Below are 20,606 nucleotides of genomic sequence, written 5' to 3' on the forward strand. Positions count from 1 at the left end.
GCTGTCGCGGAGTTACGCGTCCTGGCGCTTCAGGCGGGCGTACGCGCGCTGACGGGCCTGCGCGTCGAGCTCGACCTTGCGGATGCGCACGTTGTCGGGGGTGACCTCGACGCACTCGTCCTCGCGCGCGAACTCCAGGCACTCCTCGAGGGAGAGCTGGCGCGACGGCGTCATCGACTCGAAGGAGTCGGCGTTCGCCGAACGCATGTTCGTGAGCTTCTTCTCCTTCGTGATGTTCACGTCCATGTCGTCGGCGCGCGAGTTCTCGCCGATGACCATGCCCTCGTAGACCTCCTCCGTCGGGTTGACGAAGAACGTCATGCGCTCCTGCAGGTTCGTGATGGCGAACGGCGTGACGACACCGGCGCGGTCGGAGACGATCGAGCCGTTGATGCGGGTCTGGATCGGGCCCGCCCAGTCGTCGTAGCCGTGCGAGATCGCGTTCGCGATGCCCGTGCCACGGGTCTCGGTGAGGAACGACGTGCGGAAGCCGATGAGGCCACGCGACGGCACGATGAACTCCATGCGGATCCAGCCGGTGCCGTGGTTCGTCATGTTCTCCATGCGACCCTTGCGCGCGGCCATGAGCTGCGTGATCGCGCCGAGGTGCTCCTCCGGCGTGTCGATCGTCATGTGCTCGTAGGGCTCCTGGAGCTTGCCGTTCTCGTCACGCTTCGTGACGACCTGCGGCTTGCCCACGGTGAGCTCGAAGCCCTCGCGGCGCATCTGCTCGACCAGGATGGCGAGCGCCAGCTCACCACGGCCCTGGACCTCCCAGGTGTCCGGACGGCCGATGTCCTGCACCTTGAGCGACACGTTGCCGATGAGCTCGCGGTCCAGGCGGTCCTTGACCATGCGCGCGGTCAGCTTGTGGCCCTTGACCTTGCCGACGAGCGGGCTCGTGTTGGTCCCGATGGTCATCGAGATGGCGGGGTCGTCGACCGTGATGGTCGGCAGCGGGCGGACGTCCTCGGGGTCGGACAGCGTCTCACCGATGGTGATGGTGTCGAAGCCGGCGACGGCGACGATGTCACCGGGGCCCGCGGACTCGGCCGGGAAGCGGTCGAGTGCCTTCGTGATGAGCAGCTCGGTGATGCGGGCGTTCGCGACGGTGCCGTCGTGCTTGACCCACGCGACCGTCTGCCCCTTCTTCATCGTGCCGTGGAAGATGCGGAGCAGCGCGAGGCGGCCGAGGAACGGCGAGGCGTCGAGGTTGGTGACGTGCGCCTGCAGCGGGTGCTCGTCGTCGTACGTCGGCGCCGGCACGTGCTGCAGGATCGCCTCGAACAGCGGCTCGAGGTCGTCGTTGTCGGGCAGCTCGCCGTCGTTCGGCTTGTTGCGGCTCGCGGCGCCGGCACGACCGGACGCGTAGACGACCGGGACGTCGAGGATCGCGTCGAGGTCGAGGTCGTCGACCTCGTCCGACAGGTCCGAGGCCAGGCCGAGGAGCAGGTCCTGCGACTCGGAGACGACCTCGTCGATGCGGGAGTCCGGGCGGTCCGTCTTGTTGACGAGCAGGATCACCGGGAGCTTCGCGGCGAGCGCCTTGCGCAGCACGAAGCGGGTCTGGGGCAGCGGGCCCTCGGACGCGTCGACGAGCAGCACGACACCGTCGACCATGGAGAGGCCGCGCTCGACCTCACCACCGAAGTCGGCGTGGCCGGGGGTGTCGATCACGTTGATCGTGATGCGGCCACCCGGGTTGAACTGCTCGGCGTGCTCCCCGTTGTAGAGCACCGAGGTGTTCTTCGCGAGGATGGTGATGCCCTTCTCGCGCTCGAGGTCGTTCGAGTCCATCATCCGGTCTTCGCCCTCGAAGTGGGCGTCGAACGAGTTGGTCTGCGTGAGCATCGCGTCGACGAGGGTGGTCTTGCCGTGGTCGACGTGTGCCACGATGGCGACGTTGCGCAGGTCGGACCGGGTGGCGAGCGCCATACAGGACATCCTTCAAGTGTTCGGAGAAGATCGGGCGGCCGACGGCGGCTCTCGCGCCGTGGTGGCACTGCCCGTGGGTGGGCTGGAACGCCCGACACGCCAGTCTACCGGTAGTTCGCAACCCTGAGGAGTACAGCGCATGACCCGACGGCGGACGTGGACCGAGATCACGATCGTCCTCATGCTCTCACTGGGTGGCAGCGCGCTGTACTCGGTGCTGCAGATCATCGACGACCTGTCCCAGACGACGCCCCTCGGCGAGCAGTCGACGGCACTCAACACGTCCACCACGACCGTGCAGTACGTCGACCTCGCGCGGCAGCTCGTCGGCATCGCGGTCGACCTGGCCCCGGTCGCGCTGGTCTGCTACCTCCTCTGGAGCGCGAGGCGCCCGCACCTCCACCGGCTCGGCATCGACCGCTTCCGGGCGCGGCCGGACCTCGGCGGAGCAGCCCTCATCGCGCTCGGCATCGGCATCCCCGGACTCGCGCTCTACTTCACCGGTCGCGCACTCGGCTTCACGGTGGACGTCGACCCGGCGGCGCTGAACACCTACTGGTGGACGATCCCCGTCCTGCTGCTCTCGGCCGTCCGGTCCGGGCTGCAGGAGGAGGTCATCGTGATCGGGTACCTGTACGAGCGGCTCGGCGGGCTCGGGTGGGGGCGGTGGCAGGTCATCCTGTCGACCGCGGTCCTGCGCGGGAGCTACCACCTGTACCAAGGGTTCGGGGCGTTCGTGGGGAACGCGGTGATGGGCGTCGTGTTCGGGTGGATCTACACGAGGTGGGGGCGGCTGCTCCCGCTCGTCATCACGCACTGCCTGCTCGACGCCGTCGTCTTCGTGGGCTACCCCTTCGTCGCCCAGGCGTTCCCGGGACTGTTCCGGTGAGCGCACCGAGGTGGGGTCGGCTGCCCGGTGGACTGCGCGACCTGACGGCCGCCGACGGCTTCGCCATCGCGGCGGCCTACCGCGACGACGAGATCTGCCGCTGGCTCCCGGTCCCGCGGGGCCTGCCGCCCGAGGCGTACGGAGCCTGGGCCGACGAGGCCGCGGCGCTCCGCGCATCCGGCGACGGCCTCCGTCTCGCCATCGAGTGGGCGGGTGGTCTGGCCGGGTCGATCGAGGTCAGACGTGTCGACCGCCGGGCCCGGAGCTGCGAACTCAGCTACTGGTCGGTGCCCGATCGGCGCCGCACCGGTGGGACCGCGGCAGCCGTCCGTACCCTGGCGGACCACCTCGTCACGTCGGCGGAGTTCCGTCGCGTGGAGCTGCGGATCGCACCGGGCAACGCTGCGTCCCTCGCCCTCGCGCGCCGAGCCGGTTTCGTCCCCGAGGGGACGCTGCGGCGCGCCGGGTTCCTCGGTGACGGGTCGGTGGTCGACCTCACCGTGTGGTCGCGCACCGACCGGGACGTGGGCCGGTGACGGACGGGAGGCGCGGTACCGACCGGCACCGCGCCTTCCGTCCGTCGGCTGGTCACGCGACCAGCTGCGGCACCTGCTCCGGGTAGTGGCACGCCGCACGGTGGTCGCGCTCCGCGCCGGCGCGCGGCGCCTTCTCGGGCACCTCGTCGCGGCACCGCGCCTGCTGCGCCTCGGGCAGCATCGCGTAGAGCGGGCAGCGCGAGCGGAACCGGCAGCCGGTCGGGCGCTCGGTCGGGCTGGGCGGGTCCCCCGGCAGCAGGATCGTCCGCCGTGCGCGCTCCACGACGGGATCCGGCACCGGGACCGCCGACATGAGCGCAGCCGTGTACGGGTGCATCGGGCGCTCGAAGACCTCGTCGACCGCGCCCTCCTCGACGGTGCGGCCCAGGTACATCACGCTCACCCGGTCCGCGACGTGCCGGATCACCGACAGGTCGTGCGACACGAACAGGTACGACAACCCGAGTCGTGCCTTGAGGTCGGCGAGCAGGTTGAGCACCCCGGCCTGGATCGACACGTCGAGCGCGGAGACCGGCTCGTCGAGCACGATGAGCTCCGGCTCGGTCGCGAGCGCCCGAGCGATCGAGATGCGCTGCCGCTGCCCGCCGGAGAACTCGTGCGGGTAGCGGTCGGCCTCGGCGGCACGGAGCCCCACGAGCCCGAGGAGCTCCGGCACCCGCTCGGCGATGCGGTCCGACGAGGCGCCGATGGCCCGGAGCGGTTCGGCGACGACGTCGTACACGGACATGCGCGGGTCGAGGCTCGCTGCGGGGTCCTGGAACACCATCGAGATGCGCTGCCGCAGCTGCTTCGACGCCGTGACCGGCTGTCCGAAGAGCTCGACCGTGCCGTGCTCGGGCCGCTCGAGGTCCATCAGCTGGTGCAGGGTCGTCGACTTGCCGGACCCCGACTCCCCGACCAGCCCGAGCGTCTCGCCCGTGCGGATGTCGAGGTCGACGCCGTCCACCGCGTAGACCTCGCCGACCTTGCGCTTGAACACCGACCCCTTGACGAGCGGGAACGTCTTCGTCAGCCCCTCGACCTGGACGACGGCGGGACGCTGCTCGCGGGCGGCGGGTGTGGTGACCGCGACGCCGGTGTCCGGGATCTCGGGCAGCCGGAAGATCGCGCCGGCGTCGGCGTGGGCCTCGGCGACCTCCTCGTACCGGTGGCAGGCGACCGCGTGCGGCACCGAGGTGTCGACCGGCCCTTCTCCGGGGACACCGGCCGCCACGTCGACCGCGGCGAGCGGCGGTTCCGACCCACGGCAGACGGCCGCGGCGAGCGGGCACCGGTCGGCGAACGGGCAGGCGTCGGGCAGCCCGATGAGCGACGGGGGCGACCCGGGGATCGGCACGAGCGGCTCGCCGCTCGACTCGTCGAGCCGCGGCAGCGCGCCGATGAGGCCGATCGTGTAGGGCATGCGTGGCCGGGCGAACAGCTCGTCCGCGCTCGCCGTCTCGACGATCCGGCCGGCGTACATCACGGCGATGCGGTCGGCGATGCCGGCGATCACCCCGAGGTCGTGGCTGACGAACACCAGGGCGGCACCGGTCTCGCGCTGCGCGGTGCGGAGCACGTCGATGATCTGCGCCTGGATCGTCACGTCCAGTGCCGTGGTCGGTTCGTCGGCCAGGATCACGTCCGGGTCGTTCGCCATGGCCATCGCGATCATCGCGCGCTGCCGCATGCCACCGGAGAACTCGTGCGGGAAGGCGTCCACACGCTGCTCGGCCTGCGGGATGCCGACGAGCTCGAGCAGCTCGATCGCCCGGGCGCGTGCGTCCTGCTTCGAGGCACCCCGGTGCACGCGGACGGTCTCGGCGATCTGCTCACCGATCGTGTACACGGGCGTGAAGGCGGACAGCGGGTCCTGGAAGACCATCGCCACCTTGGCGCCCCGCAGCTTGCTCAGCTGCCGGTCGCTGCGGCCGAGGAGCTCCTGCCCCTCGAGCGCGATCGACCCCGTGACCTTCGTGGTCTCCGGCAGCAGTCCGAGGATCGCCATGCTCGTGACGGACTTGCCCGAACCGGACTCGCCGACGATGCCGAGGACCTCGCCCCGCCGGAGCTCGAGGTCGACCCCCCGAACGGCGTGCACGACGCCGCGCGGGGTCGGGAAGCGGACGTCGAGGTCGCGGACGCGGAGCAGCGGCTCGGTCGTGGTCGTCGTGGTGGTGGTGCTCATGCGCCGGCCCCTGCCTGCGTGGTGATGGTCGCGGCGTCGACCGCGGCCTGGTCCTGATCGCGCTTCCGGCCGCTCCGCTTCTGCTTCTTGCCCGTCGCCGACGTCGGGTCGAGCGCGTCGCGCAGCCCGTCGCCGAGCAGGTTCGCCGCGATGGCGAAGACCACGAGCGCACCGGCCGCGAAGAAGAACAGCCACGGGCTGGTGAGCGCGGCGTCCTGGTTCTGCGCGATGAGCGTGCCCAGCGAGACGTCCGGTGCCTGCACGCCGAAGCCGAAGTAGCTGAGACTCGTCTCGGACAACACCGCGGCGCCGACCTGGATCGTGCCGTCGATGATGAGGAAGGACGCCACGTTCGGCAGGATGTGCCGGACGATGATCCGGAACGGTCCGATGCCCATGTACCGGGCGGCGCGCACGAACTCGCGCTCCTTCACCGACAGCGTCATCGAACGGACGACCCTGGCGGTGATCATCCAGCCGAAGCCCGCGATGAGGGCGACCAGGACGATCCAGCCCGAGTTCTGGATGCGTGGGCTGATGATCGCGATGATGAGGAACGACGGCAGCACGAGCAGCATGTCGACGAAGAACATCACGATCCGGTCGACCCAGCCGCCGAAGTACCCGGCCGCGGCACCCGTCAGGGCAGCGATCGCCGTCGAGAACACCGCGACGAGCAGGCCGATGAGCAGGCTCTTCTGCATCCCCCGCGCGGTCTGCGCGAAGACGTCCTGCCCGATGCCGTTCGTGCCGAACCAGTGCGTCCCGCTCGGCGGCTGCGAGAACGCGGTGTAGTCGATCTGCGAGTAGCCGTACGGACTCACGAGCGGCCCGATGAACGCGAAGCCGAAGAGCAGCACGATCACGACGAGGCCGATCCCGGCGCCGCGGTTCATGAAGGTGCGGACGACGGTCTGCACGAAGCGGTTGCGCTGCTTCCCGCCGGGCTTCGGGCTGCCGGGCAGCGGCGTGTCGGACCGGCCGAGGGTCGTGCCGTCGACGGGTTCGATCCGGGTGTCGGTCATGTCAGTTCCTCCGCACGCGGGGATCGAGGACGGCGGTGAGGGTGTCCGCGAGGAACCCGGCGATGAGGACCATCACCGACGCGAACAGCGAGTACGCCGTGACCGCGTTCACGTCGTTGTTGTTCACCGAGTCGATGAACCACGCGCCCAGGCCGTTCCACCCGAAGATCTTCTCGGTGAAGATCGCCCCGGTCAGGATGCCCAGGAAGCCGTAGGCGAAGAGGGTCGTCATCGGGAGGAGCGCCGTCCGGAGACCGTGCTTGAAGGTCGCCTGTCGTTTCGTCAGGCCCTTCGCGCGCGCGGTCCGCAGGAAGTCCGAGCCGAGCACGTCGAGCATCGTCGCCCGCTGGTACCGGCTGTAGATCGCGATGAGCCCGAGCGCGATCGAGATCGTCGGCAGGAGCAGGTGCACACCCCGGTCCGCGAACAGCTCCCACCAGCTGCCAGAGAGCCCGGGCGTCGCCTCGCCGGTGAAGTTGATGAGCTGCGTCCCGGTGTCCTGGTTGAGCTTCGTCGCGCCGATCTTCAGGAACACGGCCGTCAGGAACACCGGTGTCGAGATGAGCACGATCGAGATGATCGCGCTCACCCGGTCCGAGATCCGGTACTGCCGGACGGCGTTCCAGACGCCGAGCAGCACCCCGAGCAGGATGCCGACGATCGTGCCCACCAGCAGCAGGCGGAGACTCACCCCCAGGCGCGGCCAGAACTGGTCGGTCACGGGGCGGTCCTGGATCGTCCGTCCCATGTCGCCCTGCACGACCTCGCCGAGCCAGTGCCCGTAGCGCACGACGATCGGCGTCTTGTCGTTGACGCCGATGTCGTCGAGCTTCTTGTCGATGGTGGCCGCAGGCGGTGCCGGGTTGCGCTCTGCGTAGACGGATCGGGGGCTGAACGTCGCCGAGGCCAGGAAGTACGTCAGCGAGGTGGCGAGGAACACGAGCACGACGTAGTACACGAGTCGACGCGCCAGGAAGCGGGTCATGCGGAACACCATACGACCCGATTTGTTTCCGGGAGATCACATCCCGCCACATGCCGCGTAACGGATTGGTGTTTGCAACAGAACGGGTCGACTGCCCCCGCGCGGGGGCCGTATGGTGATCCACAACTTCACGAGGGGAACACCATGAAGCACAGGAAAGTCCTGGCGTTGACGGCGGCACTCGCCGGCTTCGCTCTCGTCGCGACCGGCTGCTCGAGCGGATCCAACGGAGGATCCGGCGGCGGCTCGGACGACTCGGGCAAGAAGACCCTGCCCACCTCGGCCCAGATCAACGAGCAGCCGGTCTCGGACCTGCAGGACGGCGGCACGCTCCGTCTGCCGATCTCGCAGTGGATCACGCAGTGGAACTACAACCAGGTCGACGGCGCCCTGGTCGACGCCTCCACGATCGAACAGGCGACGATGCCGTTCATCTACGTGATCGACGGCAAGGGCGCACCGCAGCTCGACACCGACTACGTGTCGAAGGCCGAGGCGACGAGCGACGACCCGCTCACGATCGAGTACGAGATCAACCCGAAGGCGAAGTGGAACGACGGGTCCCCCATCACGTGGAAGGACTTCGAGAACGAGTGGAAGGCCCTGAACGGGACGAACCCGGACTACCTGGTCGGGTCGACCACCGGGTACGAGGACATCGCCTCGGTGACGAAGGGGTCGTCCGACCAGGACGTCAAGGTCGTCTTCGACAAGCCGTTCTCCGACTGGAAGTCGCTCTTCACCCCGCTCTACCCGGCCAGCCAGACCGGAACCCCCGAGCAGTTCAACGAGGCGTACAAGGGCAAGGTCCCGGTCTCCTCGGGCCCGTACAAGGTGTCCGAGCTCGACGAGACCGCCGGCACCGTGACGATCGTCCCCGACGAGAACTGGTGGGGTGACAAGCCGAAGCTCGACCAGGTCATCTTCCGGTCGCTCGACGGCAACGCGGACGTCGACGCCTACCTCAACAAGGAGATCGACTCGGTCCTGACGACAACCTCGGAACGGTTCGACCGCGTCAAGGACGCCAAGAACTCGAAGGTCTACGCCTCGACCTCGGCGCAGTACACGCACGTCGACTTCTCGTCCAAGGGCATCCTCAAGGACAAGCAGCTCCGACTCGCGATCCAGCACGCGGTGAACCGGGAAGCGCTGGCGCAGGTCATCGGCGGGACCCTGCCGTACAAGCTCGGCACGCTCGACAACCACGTCTTCCTGTCGACCGACGACGGCTACGAGGCGAACACCGACCCGAACGGCACCTTCGACGTCGAGAAGGCGAAGAAGATCCTCGACGACGACGGCTGGAAGACCGACGGCCAGTACCGCAAGAAGGGCGGAAAGACGCTCTCGCTGTCCATCACGATCCCGTCGGGTGCGACCTCGTCGCAGAAGCTCTCCGAGGTCATGCAGCAGCAGCTCAAGGACGTCGGCATCGAGCTGAAGCTCAAGTCCGTCGCGGTGGACGACTTCTTCGAGCAGTACGTCACGCCGGGCAACTACGACATGACGATCTTCGTCTGGGGCGGCACCGGTTTCCACTCCAGCAGCGCGTCGATCTACCAAACCGGCGACACCGGTCAGAACTACGGCCGCATCGGTGACGACGCGATCGACAAGCTCATCGCGCAGGCGGTCGCCGAGCCGGACACCGAGAAGGCGAACGCGATCTGGAACAAGGTCGACAAGCAGGTCTGGGCGATCGGGCACTCGATGCCGATCACCGCGAAGCCTGCCCTCGTCGCGCAGAACCCGAAGCTCGCCAACTACGGCGCGTTCGCGGGCGCGCAGAACATCGACTGGACCAAGGTCGGGTTCACCAAGTAGCAGCACGACACCAGGACGGGCCCGGTCGCACCACGCGACCGGGCCCGTTCCCTGTCCTACTGTGAGGGCATGAGCATCCCCGAGCCGGGCGACACCGCGCCCGACTTCTCCCTGCCCGGACTCGTCGTCCGGAACGGCACCCGCACGGACGACGAGTACGCCCTGTCCGCGGTCATCGGCCGTCCGCTCGTCCTCGCCTTCTACCCCGGCGACGCCACGCCCGTGTGCACGGCTCAGCTCTGCAGCTACCAGGAGGAGCTCGACGAGTTCACCGACCTCGGGGCCGTCGTCTGGGGTGTCAGCCCGCAGGCACTGGACTCGCACGAGGACTTCGCCCGCGGTGCGTCCCTCACCTTCCCGCTGCTGAGCGACACCGGCGGCGACGTCGCGCGGGCCTACGGCGTCCGTGCGCCGGGCATCGGCCTCCGCCGCTCGGTCTTCGTCATCGATGCCGACGGCATCGTCCGCTGGCGCCACGTCGGGCTCGTCGGCCTGCGCTTCCCGAAGGCCGACACCATCCGCGAGCAGGTCGAACGACTCGTCTGACCGCGCGGGACGGACCAGCGTTCCTGAAGATCGGGCACCGGGTGTTGACACCCGGGCGTGGCGGTGCTGACCATGGACGGACGAGGTCCGCAACGGACCCGCCTCTCCGGGGAACCGGGTCGTCCGGCGGTACGCGCAGGTGTGTCACACCCGCTCCCGGACGTCCCCGGGGAGGCGCTCTCGACCCCGCCCACTCCCCTACGATGGCCTGGATGAGCACCGTCGTCGCGCCCCGGATGCGCCTGTTCGCCGTCGTCCTGTGGGTCGTCGCGGTCGTGCTGGTGCCGCTCGCGCTCCTGACCGGCGGCAACCCGTTGCTCGTCCCCGTCCCGAGCGTCTTCACCGCGTTCATCGCGTGGGCCGTGCTCTGGCGCCCGCGGTTCGAGCTCACGGAGGAGACGCTGACGATCGTCGACGTCCGCCGCACGAGCACCTACCCCTGGCGCCGCGTGCAGGAGGTCCGCACGAAGTACGGCATCGAGGTGGTCACGACCGAGGGCGTCCGCCGCACCTGGCTCGCGACGCGGCCGACCGCCGCGCTCGGGATCCGTCGGCCGGGCGACGGCGCGACGACGGCCGCCGACGTGCGGGAGGTCGCAGACGTCCTCCGCGCGCACGTGCCGGCGCCGGTCGTGCAGGACGGACCGCCGCCGGCGACCGTCGAGGCCGCGACCATCGTCCACCGCGTGCACGGGTGGACGGTCACGGCGATGATCGTGCTCGGTGTCGCCGCGTCGATGGCCGGCGCACAGCTCTAGACGAGCACGCAACGGCCCGGTGGCGCGTGGCGGGACCGCGTCGAGCCTCCGGATCATCCCGTCGGCGGACGGGAGGCGCGTGGCGGGACCGCGCAGAGCCTCCCGGCCATCCCGTCGGCGGACGGGAGGCGCGTGGCGGGACCGCGCAGGGCCTCCCGACCGCCCCGTGGTGCGTCAGACCGCCAGCGCGCCCGCGGAGACCAGCAGCAGGACCGCGACCGCCGCCCCGGTCACGACGGCGGGACGGTCCCACCCGCGGCGGACGTCGCTGTCGGGTGCCCCGGCCGCGCGGCGTGCGCGCCAGCGCTGGCGGATCGTCCGCAGTTCCTCTGGCTCCTGCGGCACGGACAGCTGCCCACGACGGACCGGACGCGACCCGCGGATCGACGGCCCGCCGCGGCAGGTGACGGAGCGCCCGTCGGCGGTCTGCACCACGATCTGCCAGCGCAGCCGGACGTCGGTGACGGCAGCCCACGGGACGCGGGTGGTGCGCATCGGGTTCACGACCGTGAGCGCGTCGTCGTCGAGCCGCACCGACGGCCGGACGGTGAGCAGCCAGAGCGCCCACACGATCGCGGCGACCGGGCCGACCGCGACCCAGACGACGTCCCAACTCCCCCGTACCGCGGCGTCGGCGAGCAGGAACACCCCCAGGACGACGACGAGGCCGGACGCCACCGCCCCTCCGCGACCTGCGCGGAGGACGACGGGACGTCCGGCCTCGGGGTGGTGCAGCGGGATCAGCGCCCGAACTCGAACCCGGCACCCGGGATCGCGGCGAGCAGGTCCTTCGTGTACTGCTCCTTCGGGTTCGCGAAGACCTCGTCGGTCGTCGCCTTCTCGACGATCTGCCCCTTCCGCATGACGCAGACGTTGTCCGCGACGAGGCGGACGACGGCGAGGTCGTGCGTGATGAAGAGGTACGTCAGGTCGAGCTCGGTCTGCAGCTCGGTGAGCAGGTCGAGGATCTGTCCCTGGACGAGCACGTCGAGTGCCGAGACCGCCTCGTCGAGCACGATGACCTCGGGCTTGAGCGCCAGCGCACGCGCGACCGCGATGCGCTGCCGCTGCCCGCCGGAGAGCTCGTTCGGGTAGCGGTTCACCATCGACTTCGGCAGCGCGACCTGGTCGAGCAGCTCGAGCACGCGGGCTCGGCGGCTCGCCTTGTCGCCCACCTTGTGCGTGGCAAGGGGCTCGGCGATCGTGTTCCCGACGTTGTACATCGGGTCCAGCGAGCCGTACGGGTCCTGGAAGACCGGCTGCACCCGGCGACGGAAGTCGAACAGGTCCTTGCCCTTGAGGGCGCCGATGTCGATGCCGTCGAACGTGACCGAACCACCGCTGATCGACTCGAGCTGCAGCACGAGCTTCGCGACGGTCGACTTGCCCGAGCCCGACTCGCCGACGAGCGCCGTGGTGGTGCCCTTCGGGATCGCGAACGAGACGTCGTCGACGGCCTTGAGCTCGCGGGACTGCAGGTTCTTCCCTCGGAGCTTGTAGACCTTCTGGAGGTTCTTCACCACGATGAGGTCCTGCGCCGGACGGTGCTCGCGCTCCTGGGCGCGGGCGATCAGCTCGTCGTCCTCGCTGCCCGCGTCGGCGATGTCGACCCGCGCGTGCTGCACCTTCGACTGGATGCGACGGCTCGCGAGCGAGGGCGCCGCGGCGACGAGGCGCTGCGTGTACGGGTGCTGCGGGTTGGCCAGGATCTCCTTGGACGGACCCGACTCGACGACCTGGCCCTTGTACATCACGACGAGCTTCTCGGCACGCTCGGCGGCGAGGCCGAGGTCGTGCGTGATGAACAGGACCGAGGTGCCGAAGTCACGGGTCAGCGTCTCGAGGTGATCGAGGATGATCCGCTGGACGGTGACGTCGAGCGCCGAGGTCGGCTCGTCGGCGATGAGCAGCTGCGGGCGGCTGGACAGACCGATGCCGATGAGCACCCGCTGGCGCATGCCGCCGGAGAACTCGTGCGGGAACTGCTTGAGCCGGGTGGCGGCGTCGCCGAGGCCGGCCTCCTGCAGCACCTCGACCGCGCGGGCGCGGATCGCGTGCTTGCCGGTGGCCATGCCGTTGGCCTTGATGGCCTCTTCCACCTGGAAGCCGATCGACCACAGCGGGTTGAGGTTCGACATCGGGTCCTGCGGGACGTAGCCGATCTCCTTCCCGCGGATGCCGGCCATCTCCTTGTCGGACAGCCCGACGAGCTCACGCCCGTTGAACTTGATCGACCCGCCGGTGACCTCGCCGGTGCCGGCGAGCAGCTTGATGATCGCCTGGGCGCTGGTCGACTTGCCCGAACCGGACTCGCCGACGATCGCCAGACGCTCGCCCTGCTCGAGGGTGAAGTCGACGCCGCGTACGGCCTGCACGAGACCGCTCTGCGTGCGGAACCCGACCTGCAGGCCGGAGACCTCGAGCAGCGGGGCGCCGGAACCGGCCGGACGACGGGTGGTGGGATCGGTGAGCGTCTCGGTCATCGACGGGCCCTCGCCTTCGGGTCGAGCGCGTCGCGGACCACGTCGCCGAGGAGCAGGAACGCGAGCACGGTGATGGACAGGGCGGCGGACGGCCAGAAGATCGTCGACGGATTGGTGCGGATCGACGTCTGCGCGGTCCCGATGTCGAGGCCCCAGCTGAGCGCCGACGGGGGCAGCCCGATGCCGAGGAACGACAGGGTGGCCTCGGCGACGATGAACGACCCGAGCGACACCGTGGCGATGACGATGACCGGGGCGATCGCGTTCGGGATCACGTGGCGGACGAGCGTGGTGAAGCGGCTGACGCCGAGCGCCGCCGAGGCGGTGACGTAGTCGGACTGCTTCGCACTGAGCACCGCACCGCGCATGATGCGGGCGATCTGCGGCCACGCGAACGCGGCGAGCACGAGGGCCACCGTGATCGCGTTGCGGGCCGGGATGACCGACATGATCACGATCGCGCCGAGGATGGTCGGGATCGAGAAGAAGATGTCGCCGATGCGGGAGACGATCGTGTCGAGCCAGCCGCCGTAGAAGCCGGCGAGGGCACCGATGATGATGCCGACGAGCGACACCAGGATCGTGGCCACCAGGCCGACGATGACCGAGCTGCGTGCGCCCCAGATGACACGGGCGTACACGTCGTAGCCCTGGCGGTTGTACCCGAGCGGGTGACCCGGGCGGGCGCCCTCGTCACTGAAGTCGAGGTTCGCGGCGCGCGGGTCCACGTGCGTGAACAGGCCAGGGAAGACCGCGACGACCAGCACGAGCAGGATCAGGACCGAGGAGATCCAGAAGGTCGGGCGGACACGCATGGAGTCCCACGCGTCGGTCCAGGTCGAGCGCGTCTTCTCCGTCTCGTCGACCTGGTCGACGGCCTGGAGCGGCGTCTCCTCGATCGGCGCCACGTAGTGCGTCGCGGAGCGGGGTTCGGCGTTACTTGGCATAGCGGATCCTCGGGTCCAGGACGGCGTAGAGCAGGTCGACCAGGAGGTTGGCGAGCATGAAGATGATGACCATCACGGCGACGAACGACACGACCGTGGGGCCCTCGCCGAGCTTGACGGCGCGGAACACCGTGCCGCCGACACCGTTGATGTTGAAGATGCCCTCGGTCACGACCGCGCCGACCATCAGGTTGCCGATGTCGACACCGAGGTACGTCACCACGGGGATGAGCGAGTTGCGGAAGATGTGCACCCCGACCACGCGACGACGGGGCAGGCCCTTCGCGGTGGCGGTCCGGACGAAGTCGGCGTTCATGTTCTCGGCGACGCTGGCGCGCGTGAGCCGCACGATGTACGCGAACGACACCGTCGCGAGCACGACGGCCGGGAGCACGAGCTCCGACCACGGTGCCTGACCCGACACGGTCACGCGGAACAGACCGAGCTGGATGCCGAAGACGTACTGCAGCAGGAAGCCGACGACGAAGGTCGGCACCGAGATGAGCAGCAGCGAGACGACGAGCGCGGAGGTGTCGAACCACTTGCCCTTCTTGAGACCCGCGATGACACCGACGACGATGCCCGCGACGGCCTCGAAGAGCAGGGACAGGAGCGCCAGACGCGCGGTGATCGGGAACGCCGACGCGAGCTGCTGCGACACCGGCAGGCCCGAGTAGGTCAGTCCGAGGTCGCCGCGGAAGACGCCACCGATCCACAGGAAGTACTGGACGAGGAACGGCTTGTCCAGGTTGTACTGCTGCCGGAGCTGCTCGATCACCTGCGGCGACGGCTGACGGTCGCCGAACAGCGCGGCGATCGGGTCGCCGGGCAGCGAGAAGACCATGAAGTAGATGAGGAACGTGGCCCCGAAGAAGACGGGGATGAGTTGCAGGAGGCGCTTGCCGAGGTACCAGAGCATCAGATCGCTCGGCCCTGCGCAGCGGCGCGCGTGTCGTTCAGGTTCATGTCGTGAGGGGTGGACGGCTCGCGGGTCGGCACGGGTGTCCGGTGCGGGCGGCGGCGCCCGCGGTGGTGGGGGTTGTGTTGCCGCCGAGGTACGGGGGCCCGGAGACCGTGTGGTCTCCGGACCCCCGTCCGGTGGCCGCGGAGCAGGATACCTGCTCGCGATGTGTCTCCGCGGTGCTCGACCGCGGTGACACCGGTGTTACTTGGTGACCTCGATGTCGTAGTACAGCGGCACGGAGTCCCAACCGAACTTGACGTTCTTCACGTTGTCGGCCGACCAGACGCCGGTCACGTTGGAGTACCACAGCGGGATCTCCGGCAGGTCCTGGAACAGGAGCTCCTGGGCCTGGTCGAAGTACTTGTTGCCCTCTTCGACGGTCGAGGCGGAACGGCCCTTGGCGAGCAGCTCGTTGTACTCGGCCGAGTCGTAGCGCGCGTAGTTGCTGGACGAGCCCTCACCCATGGTCGGGCCGAGGAAGTTGTACAGCGACGGGTAGTCGGCCTGCCAACCGGTGCGGCTACCGCCCGTGAGCTTGTCCTGCGTCTGGGCGTCGAGCGCCTCCTGGAACGTCGGGATCGCCTTGCCCTCGGCCTTGATGTCGAGCGTGTTCGAGATCGAGTTGGTGACCGCGGTCACCCATGCCTCGTGTCCGCCGTCGGCGTTGTAGGCGATGGTGAGCGTCTCGTCGTACGGCGACATCTCGTTGGCCTGCGCCCAGAGCTTCTTGGCCTCGGACGGGTTGTAGTCGAGGACGTCGGAGCCCTTGAGGTCACCGTTCCAGCCGGCGATGACCGGGGAGGTGAAGTCCTTGGCCGGGGTGCGGGTGCCGTCGAAGATCTTGTCGGTGATCTGCTTGCGGTTGACCGCCATCGACAGGGCCTCGCGACGGAGCTTGCCCTCCTCGCCCTTCCAGTGGTCGAGGTAGTAGGGCAGGTAGAAGCCCTGGAAGATCGCCGCGGCCTGGTTCGCGTTCGAGTCGGGGAAGTCCGACTTGTACGTCGCGAAGGCAGCGTCCGGGATGGCGTCGAGCACGTCGAGGTTGCCACCCTGCACGTCCGCGTAGGCGGTGTCCTGCGAGGTGTAGAACGTGATCGTCAGACCACCGTTCTTCGGCTTGCGCTTGCCGGCGTAGTCCTCGTTGGTGACGAGCTTGATCGACTGGTTGTGCGTCCACGCACCCTTGCCGTCGAGCTTGTACGGGCCGTTGCCGATCGGGTTCTCACCGAACGCCTTGGTGTCGTCGTAGAACGCCGAGGGGAGCGGCATGAAGGCCGAGTAGCCGAGCGACAGCGGGAAGTCCGACTGCGCCGACTTCAGCGTGACGGTGAACTCGTCGTCGCTCTTGACCTTGAGCCCGGTGAGCTCCGAGTCCTTGTCGGCGTCGTAGCCCTCGATGTTCTCGAAGAAGTAGCTCGCGCCCTGCGCGTTCGACTTCTGGGCAGCCCAGTTCCACGCCTTCGTGAACGACTCGGCCGTGACCTTCTCGCCGTTGGTGAAGGTGTAGCCCGTGTTCAGCGTGATGTCGTAGGTCTTGGAGTCATCGGTGTCGATGCTCTTCGCGACCTCGTTCACCGGCTTGCCGTCGGCGTCGTACGAGACGAGGCCCTCGAAGATCGACGTGATGATCTTGCCGCCACCGGTCTCGGTGGAGTTCGAGGGGATGAGCGGGTTCTGGGGCTCGGAGCCGTTCGTGGTGACGATCCCGGACGCGTTCGTCGAGCCCGAGTCACCGCCGTTGCCGCTTCCGTTGCTGGAGCAGCCGGTCAGGGCGATTGCTGTGGCCCCGAGCACGGCGAGGGCAGAGAGCCCAGCGCGCTTCTTGATCAAGGTTCCTCCTGGTGCATGGGACGCGCCAGGCACAGAGGTGCTGCCGGGCGCGTTTGTCCTTGCACTGTAGGCAGTGCTCGGACCGCCGACCAAACCCTGCGGCCATCGGTTACAAACCGGAAACCAAGTTGCAGGATCGTTGCGGGAGGATGCAAGATTCGGTCGCCCTGACGAGGCGCGAGCGGGTTTGTTGCTTCTGCAACGAAGTTGTTGCACGAGCGCACAGCGATGGGCTAGCCGAGCAGCCCTCGGACGGAGGTGGAGCGCTCCGACATCCCGCGGTCCGGAACCGTCGGCGCACACCCCCTGGCGCACGTGTGCCCTGCCCGGATCTCCGGACAGGGCACACGCTACGCGCTCAGGGGTGGGACCGCCGCCGTGTGACACGGGCGGCGGGCCCGATCAGGCGAACGCCTCGATCGGCGGGCACGCGCAGACCAGGTTCCGGTCGCCGTACGCCTGGTCGATCCGGCGGACCGGTGGCCAGTACTTCCGCGCACTGATCCCGGGGACGGGGTAGACGGCCTGCTCCCGCGTGTACGGGTGCGTCCACTCCCCCGAGATCGCGGACGCCGCGGTGTGCGGGGCGTGCACGAGCGGGTTGTCGTCCGCCGGCCACTCCCCCCGCTCGACGGCTGCCGCTTCGGCACGGATGGCCAGCATCGCGTCGACGAAGCGGTCGAGCTCGGCGAGGTCCTCGCTCTCGGTCGGTTCGACCATGAGCGTCCCGGCGACCGGGAACGACATCGTCGGGGCGTGGAAGCCGTAGTCCACCAGGCGCTTCGCGACGTCGTCGACCGTGATGCCGGACGACTCGCGCAGGGGGCGCAGGTCGAGGATGCACTCGTGGGCGACGAGCCCCGACTCCCCCGTGTAGAGCACGGGGAACGCGTCACGGAGCCGCGCGGCGATGTAGTTCGCACCGAGGACCGCGGCCTCGGTCGCCCGGGTGAGGCCCTCGAGTCCCATCATGCGGACGTAGGTCCAGGTGATCGGCAGGATGCTCGGGCTGCCGTAGGGCGCTGCGGAGACCGGCCCACCGGCGTGGGCGAGTCGCCCGTCCGAGGTCGATCCGGGTCGCCGGTCCGGGTCCTGGGCGAAGGCGTGCGCCGGCAGGAAGGGCGCGAGGTGCGCCTTCGCCGCGACCGGGCCGACGCCGGGGCCGCCGCCGCCGTGCGGGATGCAGAACGTCTTGTGCAGGTTGAGGTGCGAGACGTCGCCGCCGAAGTCGCCGAACCGGGCGTGCCCGAGCAGTGCGTTGAGGTTGGCACCGTCGACGTACACCTGGCCACCGGCCTCGTGCACGGCGTCGCAGACCTCGCGGACGTCGTGCTCGTACACGCCGTGCGTCGAGGGGTAGGTGATCATCAGCGCGGCGAGGGTGTCGGCGTGCTGCGCGGTCTTGGCACGGAGGTCGGCGAGGTCGACGTTGCCGTCCTCGTCGCAGGCCACGACGACGACCTTCATGCCGGCGAGGACGGCGGACGCGGCGTTCGTGCCGTGGGCGCTCGACGGGATGAGGCACACCGTGCGGTCGACGTCACCGCGGGACCGGTGGTAGCCCCGGATCGCGAGCAGCCCCGCGAGCTCGCCCTGGCTGCCGGCGTTCGGCTGCAACGAGACCGTGTCGTACCCGGTGACCTCGGCCAGCCAGGTCTCCAGGTCGCCGATCATGTCGAGGTACCCCTCGACGTCCTCGCGCGGGGCGAACGGGTGCACGTTCGCGAACTCGGGCCAGGTGACCGCCGCCATCTCGGTCGCCGCGTTGAGCTTCATGGTGCAGCTGCCGAGCGGGATCATGCCGCGGTCGAGCGCGTAGTCCTTGTCGGCCAGGTGCTTGAGGTACCGCATCATGCGGGTCTCGCTGCGGTGCGCGCTGAACACGGGGTGCGTCAGGTAGTCGCTGCTGCGCAGCAGCTCGGACGGGAGGCCCGTGGCCGCCTCGCGCACGGCGCCCTCGGTCGACGGGACGGTCACGTCCACCGCCCCGAACACGTCGGCGAGCGCCGTCACGTCCTCGGGTGTGGTCGTCTCGTCCACCGACAGCTGGAGGGTGTCGGCGTCGATCAGGTGGAGCAGGCGGTCGGCGTCGCGCGCGGCGTCGACGATCGCTGCCGCGCGCCCGCGAGCCCGCAGGGTCAGGGTGTCGAACCAGTGCTCGTGCACGACCTCGAGCCCCGCCGCACGGGCGACGTCGGCGAGCGCCGAGGTCGTCCGGGCCACGCGGTCCGCGATGAAGCGCAGCCCCTCGGGGCCGTGGTAGACCGCGTACATCGAGGCCATCACGGCGAGCAGGACCTGCGCGGTGCAGATGTTGCTCGTGGCCTTCTCGCGACGGATGTGCTGCTCACGCGTCTGCAGGCTCAGCCGGTAGGCCATCTGTCCGTCGGCGTCGAAGGAGACGCCGACGAGCCGGCCGGGCAGCTGCCGCTCGAGTCCGGCACGGACCGCGAGGTACCCGGCGTGCGGGCCGCCGAAGCCGAGCGGGACGCCGAAGCGCTGGCTCGTGCCCACGGCGACGTCGGCACCCAGGTCGCCCGGGCTCGCCAGGAGCGTCATCGCGAGCAGGTCGGCCGCGACCACGGCGATGCCGCCACCGGCGTGCACGCGCTCGATGGTCGTCGAGGGGTCGACCACGCGCCCGGAGGCACCGGGGTACTGCACGATCACGCCGAAGGCGCCGTCCAGGTCGTCGTCGCTTGGCCCGGTCGCCGCGTCGAACTCGCGCAGGGCGATCCCGACCGCGTCGGCACGGTGGTCGAGCAGCGCGCGGGTCTGCGGCAGCAGGTCGGCGTCCACCAGGAACGCGTCGCCCTTCACCTTCGACGCACGACGGGCCAGGAGCATGCCCTCGACCACGGCCGTGCCCTCGTCGAGCATCGACGCGCCGGCGGTGGCCATGCCGGTCAGGTCGGACACCATCGTCTGGAAGTTGATGAGCGCCTCGAGTCGGCCCTGCGAGATCTCCGGCTGGTAGGGCGTGTACGCCGTGTACCAGCTCGGGTTCTCGAGCACGTTCCGCTGGATCACCGCGGGCGTGTGGGTGCCGTGGTAGCCGAGGCCGATCATGGCGCGACGGACGGTGTTCCGCCCGGCCTTCGCGCGGAGCTCGGCGAGCGCCTCGGTCTCACCGACGGCCGCGGGGACGACCGTGTCGGTGGTGGGCGCGGCGTGGATCGACTCCGGGATCGCCGCGCGGACGAGGGCGTCGAGGGACGGCTGCCCGACCACGTCGAGCATGACCTGCTGGTCGGCGCTCGTCGTGCCGATGTGCCGGTCGGCGAAGGACGTCTGGAGGTTCTGCTGCGCGCCGGTCATGCGAGGGACGCCCGGTACGCGTCGTGGTCCATCAGGTCCTCGGGGAAGGAGGTGCCCTCGACCTTGAGCTTCACGAGCCAGCCGGCGCCGAACGGGTCCTGGTTGACGGTGTCGGGGGCGTCGACCACGGCGTCGTTGATCGCGACGACCTCGCCCTCGATCGGGGCGAAGAGCTCGCCGACGCTCTTGGTCGACTCGATCTCGCCCATCTGCTCGCCGGCGGTCGTGGTGGTACCGACGGCGGGGAGCTCGACGTAGACGACGTCCCCGAGCTGCTCGGCGGCGTGGTCGGTGATGCCGACGGTCACGGTGTCGCCCTCGACGAGGATCCACTCGTGGTCGGCGGTGTACTGCAGTGCGGTCTGGTCGGTCACG

The 20,606-nt window shown here is 69.5% G+C and carries 16 protein-coding genes; 5 read left to right on the forward strand and 11 right to left on the reverse strand.

The features are described from left to right. Positions 1 to 12: 12 nt before the first annotated feature. Positions 13 to 1,935 carry a translational GTPase TypA gene (typA, locus tag ACIP6W_RS01445; protein WP_066652823.1) on the reverse strand — a complete coding sequence of 641 codons (1,923 nt, stop codon included), beginning with the start codon at positions 1,933 to 1,935 and terminating at the stop codon, positions 13 to 15. 139 nt (positions 1,936 to 2,074) lie between these two features. Between typA and ACIP6W_RS01450 the strand changes: the two genes are divergently transcribed. Together ACIP6W_RS01450 and ACIP6W_RS01455 are read left to right on the forward strand one after the other, a co-directional pair. Continuing rightward, complete coding sequence (locus ACIP6W_RS01450; RefSeq protein WP_251159881.1) at positions 2,075 to 2,824, forward strand: CPBP family intramembrane glutamic endopeptidase; 750 nt, start codon at positions 2,075 to 2,077, stop codon at positions 2,822 to 2,824. Beyond that, positions 2,821 to 3,360, forward strand: a complete 540-nt coding sequence (locus tag ACIP6W_RS01455; protein ID WP_400427793.1) for a GNAT family N-acetyltransferase — start codon at positions 2,821 to 2,823, stop codon at positions 3,358 to 3,360. Before ACIP6W_RS01450 ends, ACIP6W_RS01455 begins: the two co-directional genes overlap by 4 nt. Before the next feature lie 52 nt (positions 3,361 to 3,412). On the opposite strand, the gene ACIP6W_RS01460 is transcribed toward ACIP6W_RS01455, so the two are convergent. Genes ACIP6W_RS01460 through ACIP6W_RS01470 form a run of 3 tightly spaced genes read right to left on the reverse strand, consistent with a single transcriptional unit; the run spans position 3,413 to position 7,558 of the window. Beyond that, complete coding sequence (locus tag ACIP6W_RS01460; protein WP_400427796.1) at positions 3,413 to 5,548, reverse strand: dipeptide ABC transporter ATP-binding protein; 2,136 nt, start codon at positions 5,546 to 5,548, stop codon at positions 3,413 to 3,415. Continuing rightward, the gene (locus tag ACIP6W_RS01465) at positions 5,545 to 6,573 is read right to left on the reverse strand and encodes an ABC transporter permease (protein WP_400427798.1); all 1,029 of its coding nucleotides are present in this window, start codon (positions 6,571 to 6,573) and stop codon (positions 5,545 to 5,547) included. Before ACIP6W_RS01465 ends, ACIP6W_RS01460 begins: the two co-directional genes overlap by 4 nt. A 1-nt stretch (position 6,574) precedes the next feature. After that, positions 6,575 to 7,558 (reverse strand): ABC transporter permease, encoded by a 984-nt coding sequence (locus ACIP6W_RS01470; RefSeq protein WP_400427800.1) that lies wholly within the window; start codon positions 7,556 to 7,558, stop codon positions 6,575 to 6,577. Between the two features lie 144 nt (positions 7,559 to 7,702). Between ACIP6W_RS01470 and ACIP6W_RS01475 the strand changes: the two genes are divergently transcribed. The 3 genes from ACIP6W_RS01475 (at position 7,703) to ACIP6W_RS01485 (ending at position 10,689) form a co-directional block, all read left to right on the forward strand. After that, positions 7,703 to 9,385: an ABC transporter family substrate-binding protein gene (locus tag ACIP6W_RS01475; protein ID WP_400427802.1), complete on the forward strand. Its 1,683-nt coding sequence runs from the start codon at positions 7,703 to 7,705 to the stop codon at positions 9,383 to 9,385. Between the two features lie 69 nt (positions 9,386 to 9,454). Next, positions 9,455 to 9,931 (forward strand): peroxiredoxin, encoded by a 477-nt coding sequence (locus tag ACIP6W_RS01480; protein ID WP_251154698.1) that lies wholly within the window; start codon positions 9,455 to 9,457, stop codon positions 9,929 to 9,931. 212 nt (positions 9,932 to 10,143) lie between these two features. Continuing rightward, positions 10,144 to 10,689 carry a hypothetical protein gene (locus tag ACIP6W_RS01485; RefSeq protein WP_400427804.1) on the forward strand — a complete coding sequence of 182 codons (546 nt, stop codon included), beginning with the start codon at positions 10,144 to 10,146 and terminating at the stop codon, positions 10,687 to 10,689. Between the two features lie 174 nt (positions 10,690 to 10,863). Here ACIP6W_RS01485 and ACIP6W_RS01490 read toward each other — a convergent pair whose 3' ends face one another. The 7 genes from ACIP6W_RS01490 to gcvH all read right to left on the reverse strand — a co-directional run bounded on the left by ACIP6W_RS01490 (position 10,864) and on the right by gcvH (position 20,605). Further along, entirely contained in the window at positions 10,864 to 11,367 is a 504-nt protein-coding gene (locus ACIP6W_RS01490) for a PH domain-containing protein (protein ID WP_066652794.1), read from the reverse strand. A 62-nt stretch (positions 11,368 to 11,429) separates the two neighbouring features. Then, positions 11,430 to 13,172 (reverse strand): ABC transporter ATP-binding protein, encoded by a 1,743-nt coding sequence (locus tag ACIP6W_RS01495; RefSeq protein WP_066652791.1) that lies wholly within the window; start codon positions 13,170 to 13,172, stop codon positions 11,430 to 11,432. After that, positions 13,169 to 14,119, reverse strand: coding sequence for an ABC transporter permease (locus tag ACIP6W_RS01500; protein ID WP_066652788.1), 951 nt, complete (start codon positions 14,117 to 14,119; stop codon positions 13,169 to 13,171). Before ACIP6W_RS01500 ends, ACIP6W_RS01495 begins: the two co-directional genes overlap by 4 nt. Further along, entirely contained in the window at positions 14,109 to 15,038 is a 930-nt protein-coding gene (locus tag ACIP6W_RS01505; RefSeq protein WP_066652773.1) for an ABC transporter permease, read from the reverse strand. The genes ACIP6W_RS01500 and ACIP6W_RS01505 overlap by 11 nt, the downstream gene beginning before the upstream one ends. Before the next feature lie 246 nt (positions 15,039 to 15,284). Further along, positions 15,285 to 16,913, reverse strand: a complete 1,629-nt coding sequence (locus tag ACIP6W_RS01510; protein ID WP_066652772.1) for an ABC transporter substrate-binding protein — start codon at positions 16,911 to 16,913, stop codon at positions 15,285 to 15,287. A gap of 402 nt (positions 16,914 to 17,315) precedes the next feature. Next, the gene (gene gcvP, locus ACIP6W_RS01515) at positions 17,316 to 20,231 is read right to left on the reverse strand and encodes an aminomethyl-transferring glycine dehydrogenase (RefSeq protein ID WP_400427806.1); all 2,916 of its coding nucleotides are present in this window, start codon (positions 20,229 to 20,231) and stop codon (positions 17,316 to 17,318) included. After that, positions 20,228 to 20,605 (reverse strand): glycine cleavage system protein GcvH, encoded by a 378-nt coding sequence (gcvH, locus tag ACIP6W_RS01520; RefSeq protein WP_066652768.1) that lies wholly within the window; start codon positions 20,603 to 20,605, stop codon positions 20,228 to 20,230. The genes gcvP and gcvH overlap by 4 nt, the downstream gene beginning before the upstream one ends. Position 20,606: the final 1 nt, after the last annotated feature.

The sequence above is a fragment of the Curtobacterium sp. NPDC088465 genome (assembly GCF_044753165.1).
Taxonomy (GTDB): domain Bacteria; phylum Actinomycetota; class Actinomycetes; order Actinomycetales; family Microbacteriaceae; genus Curtobacterium.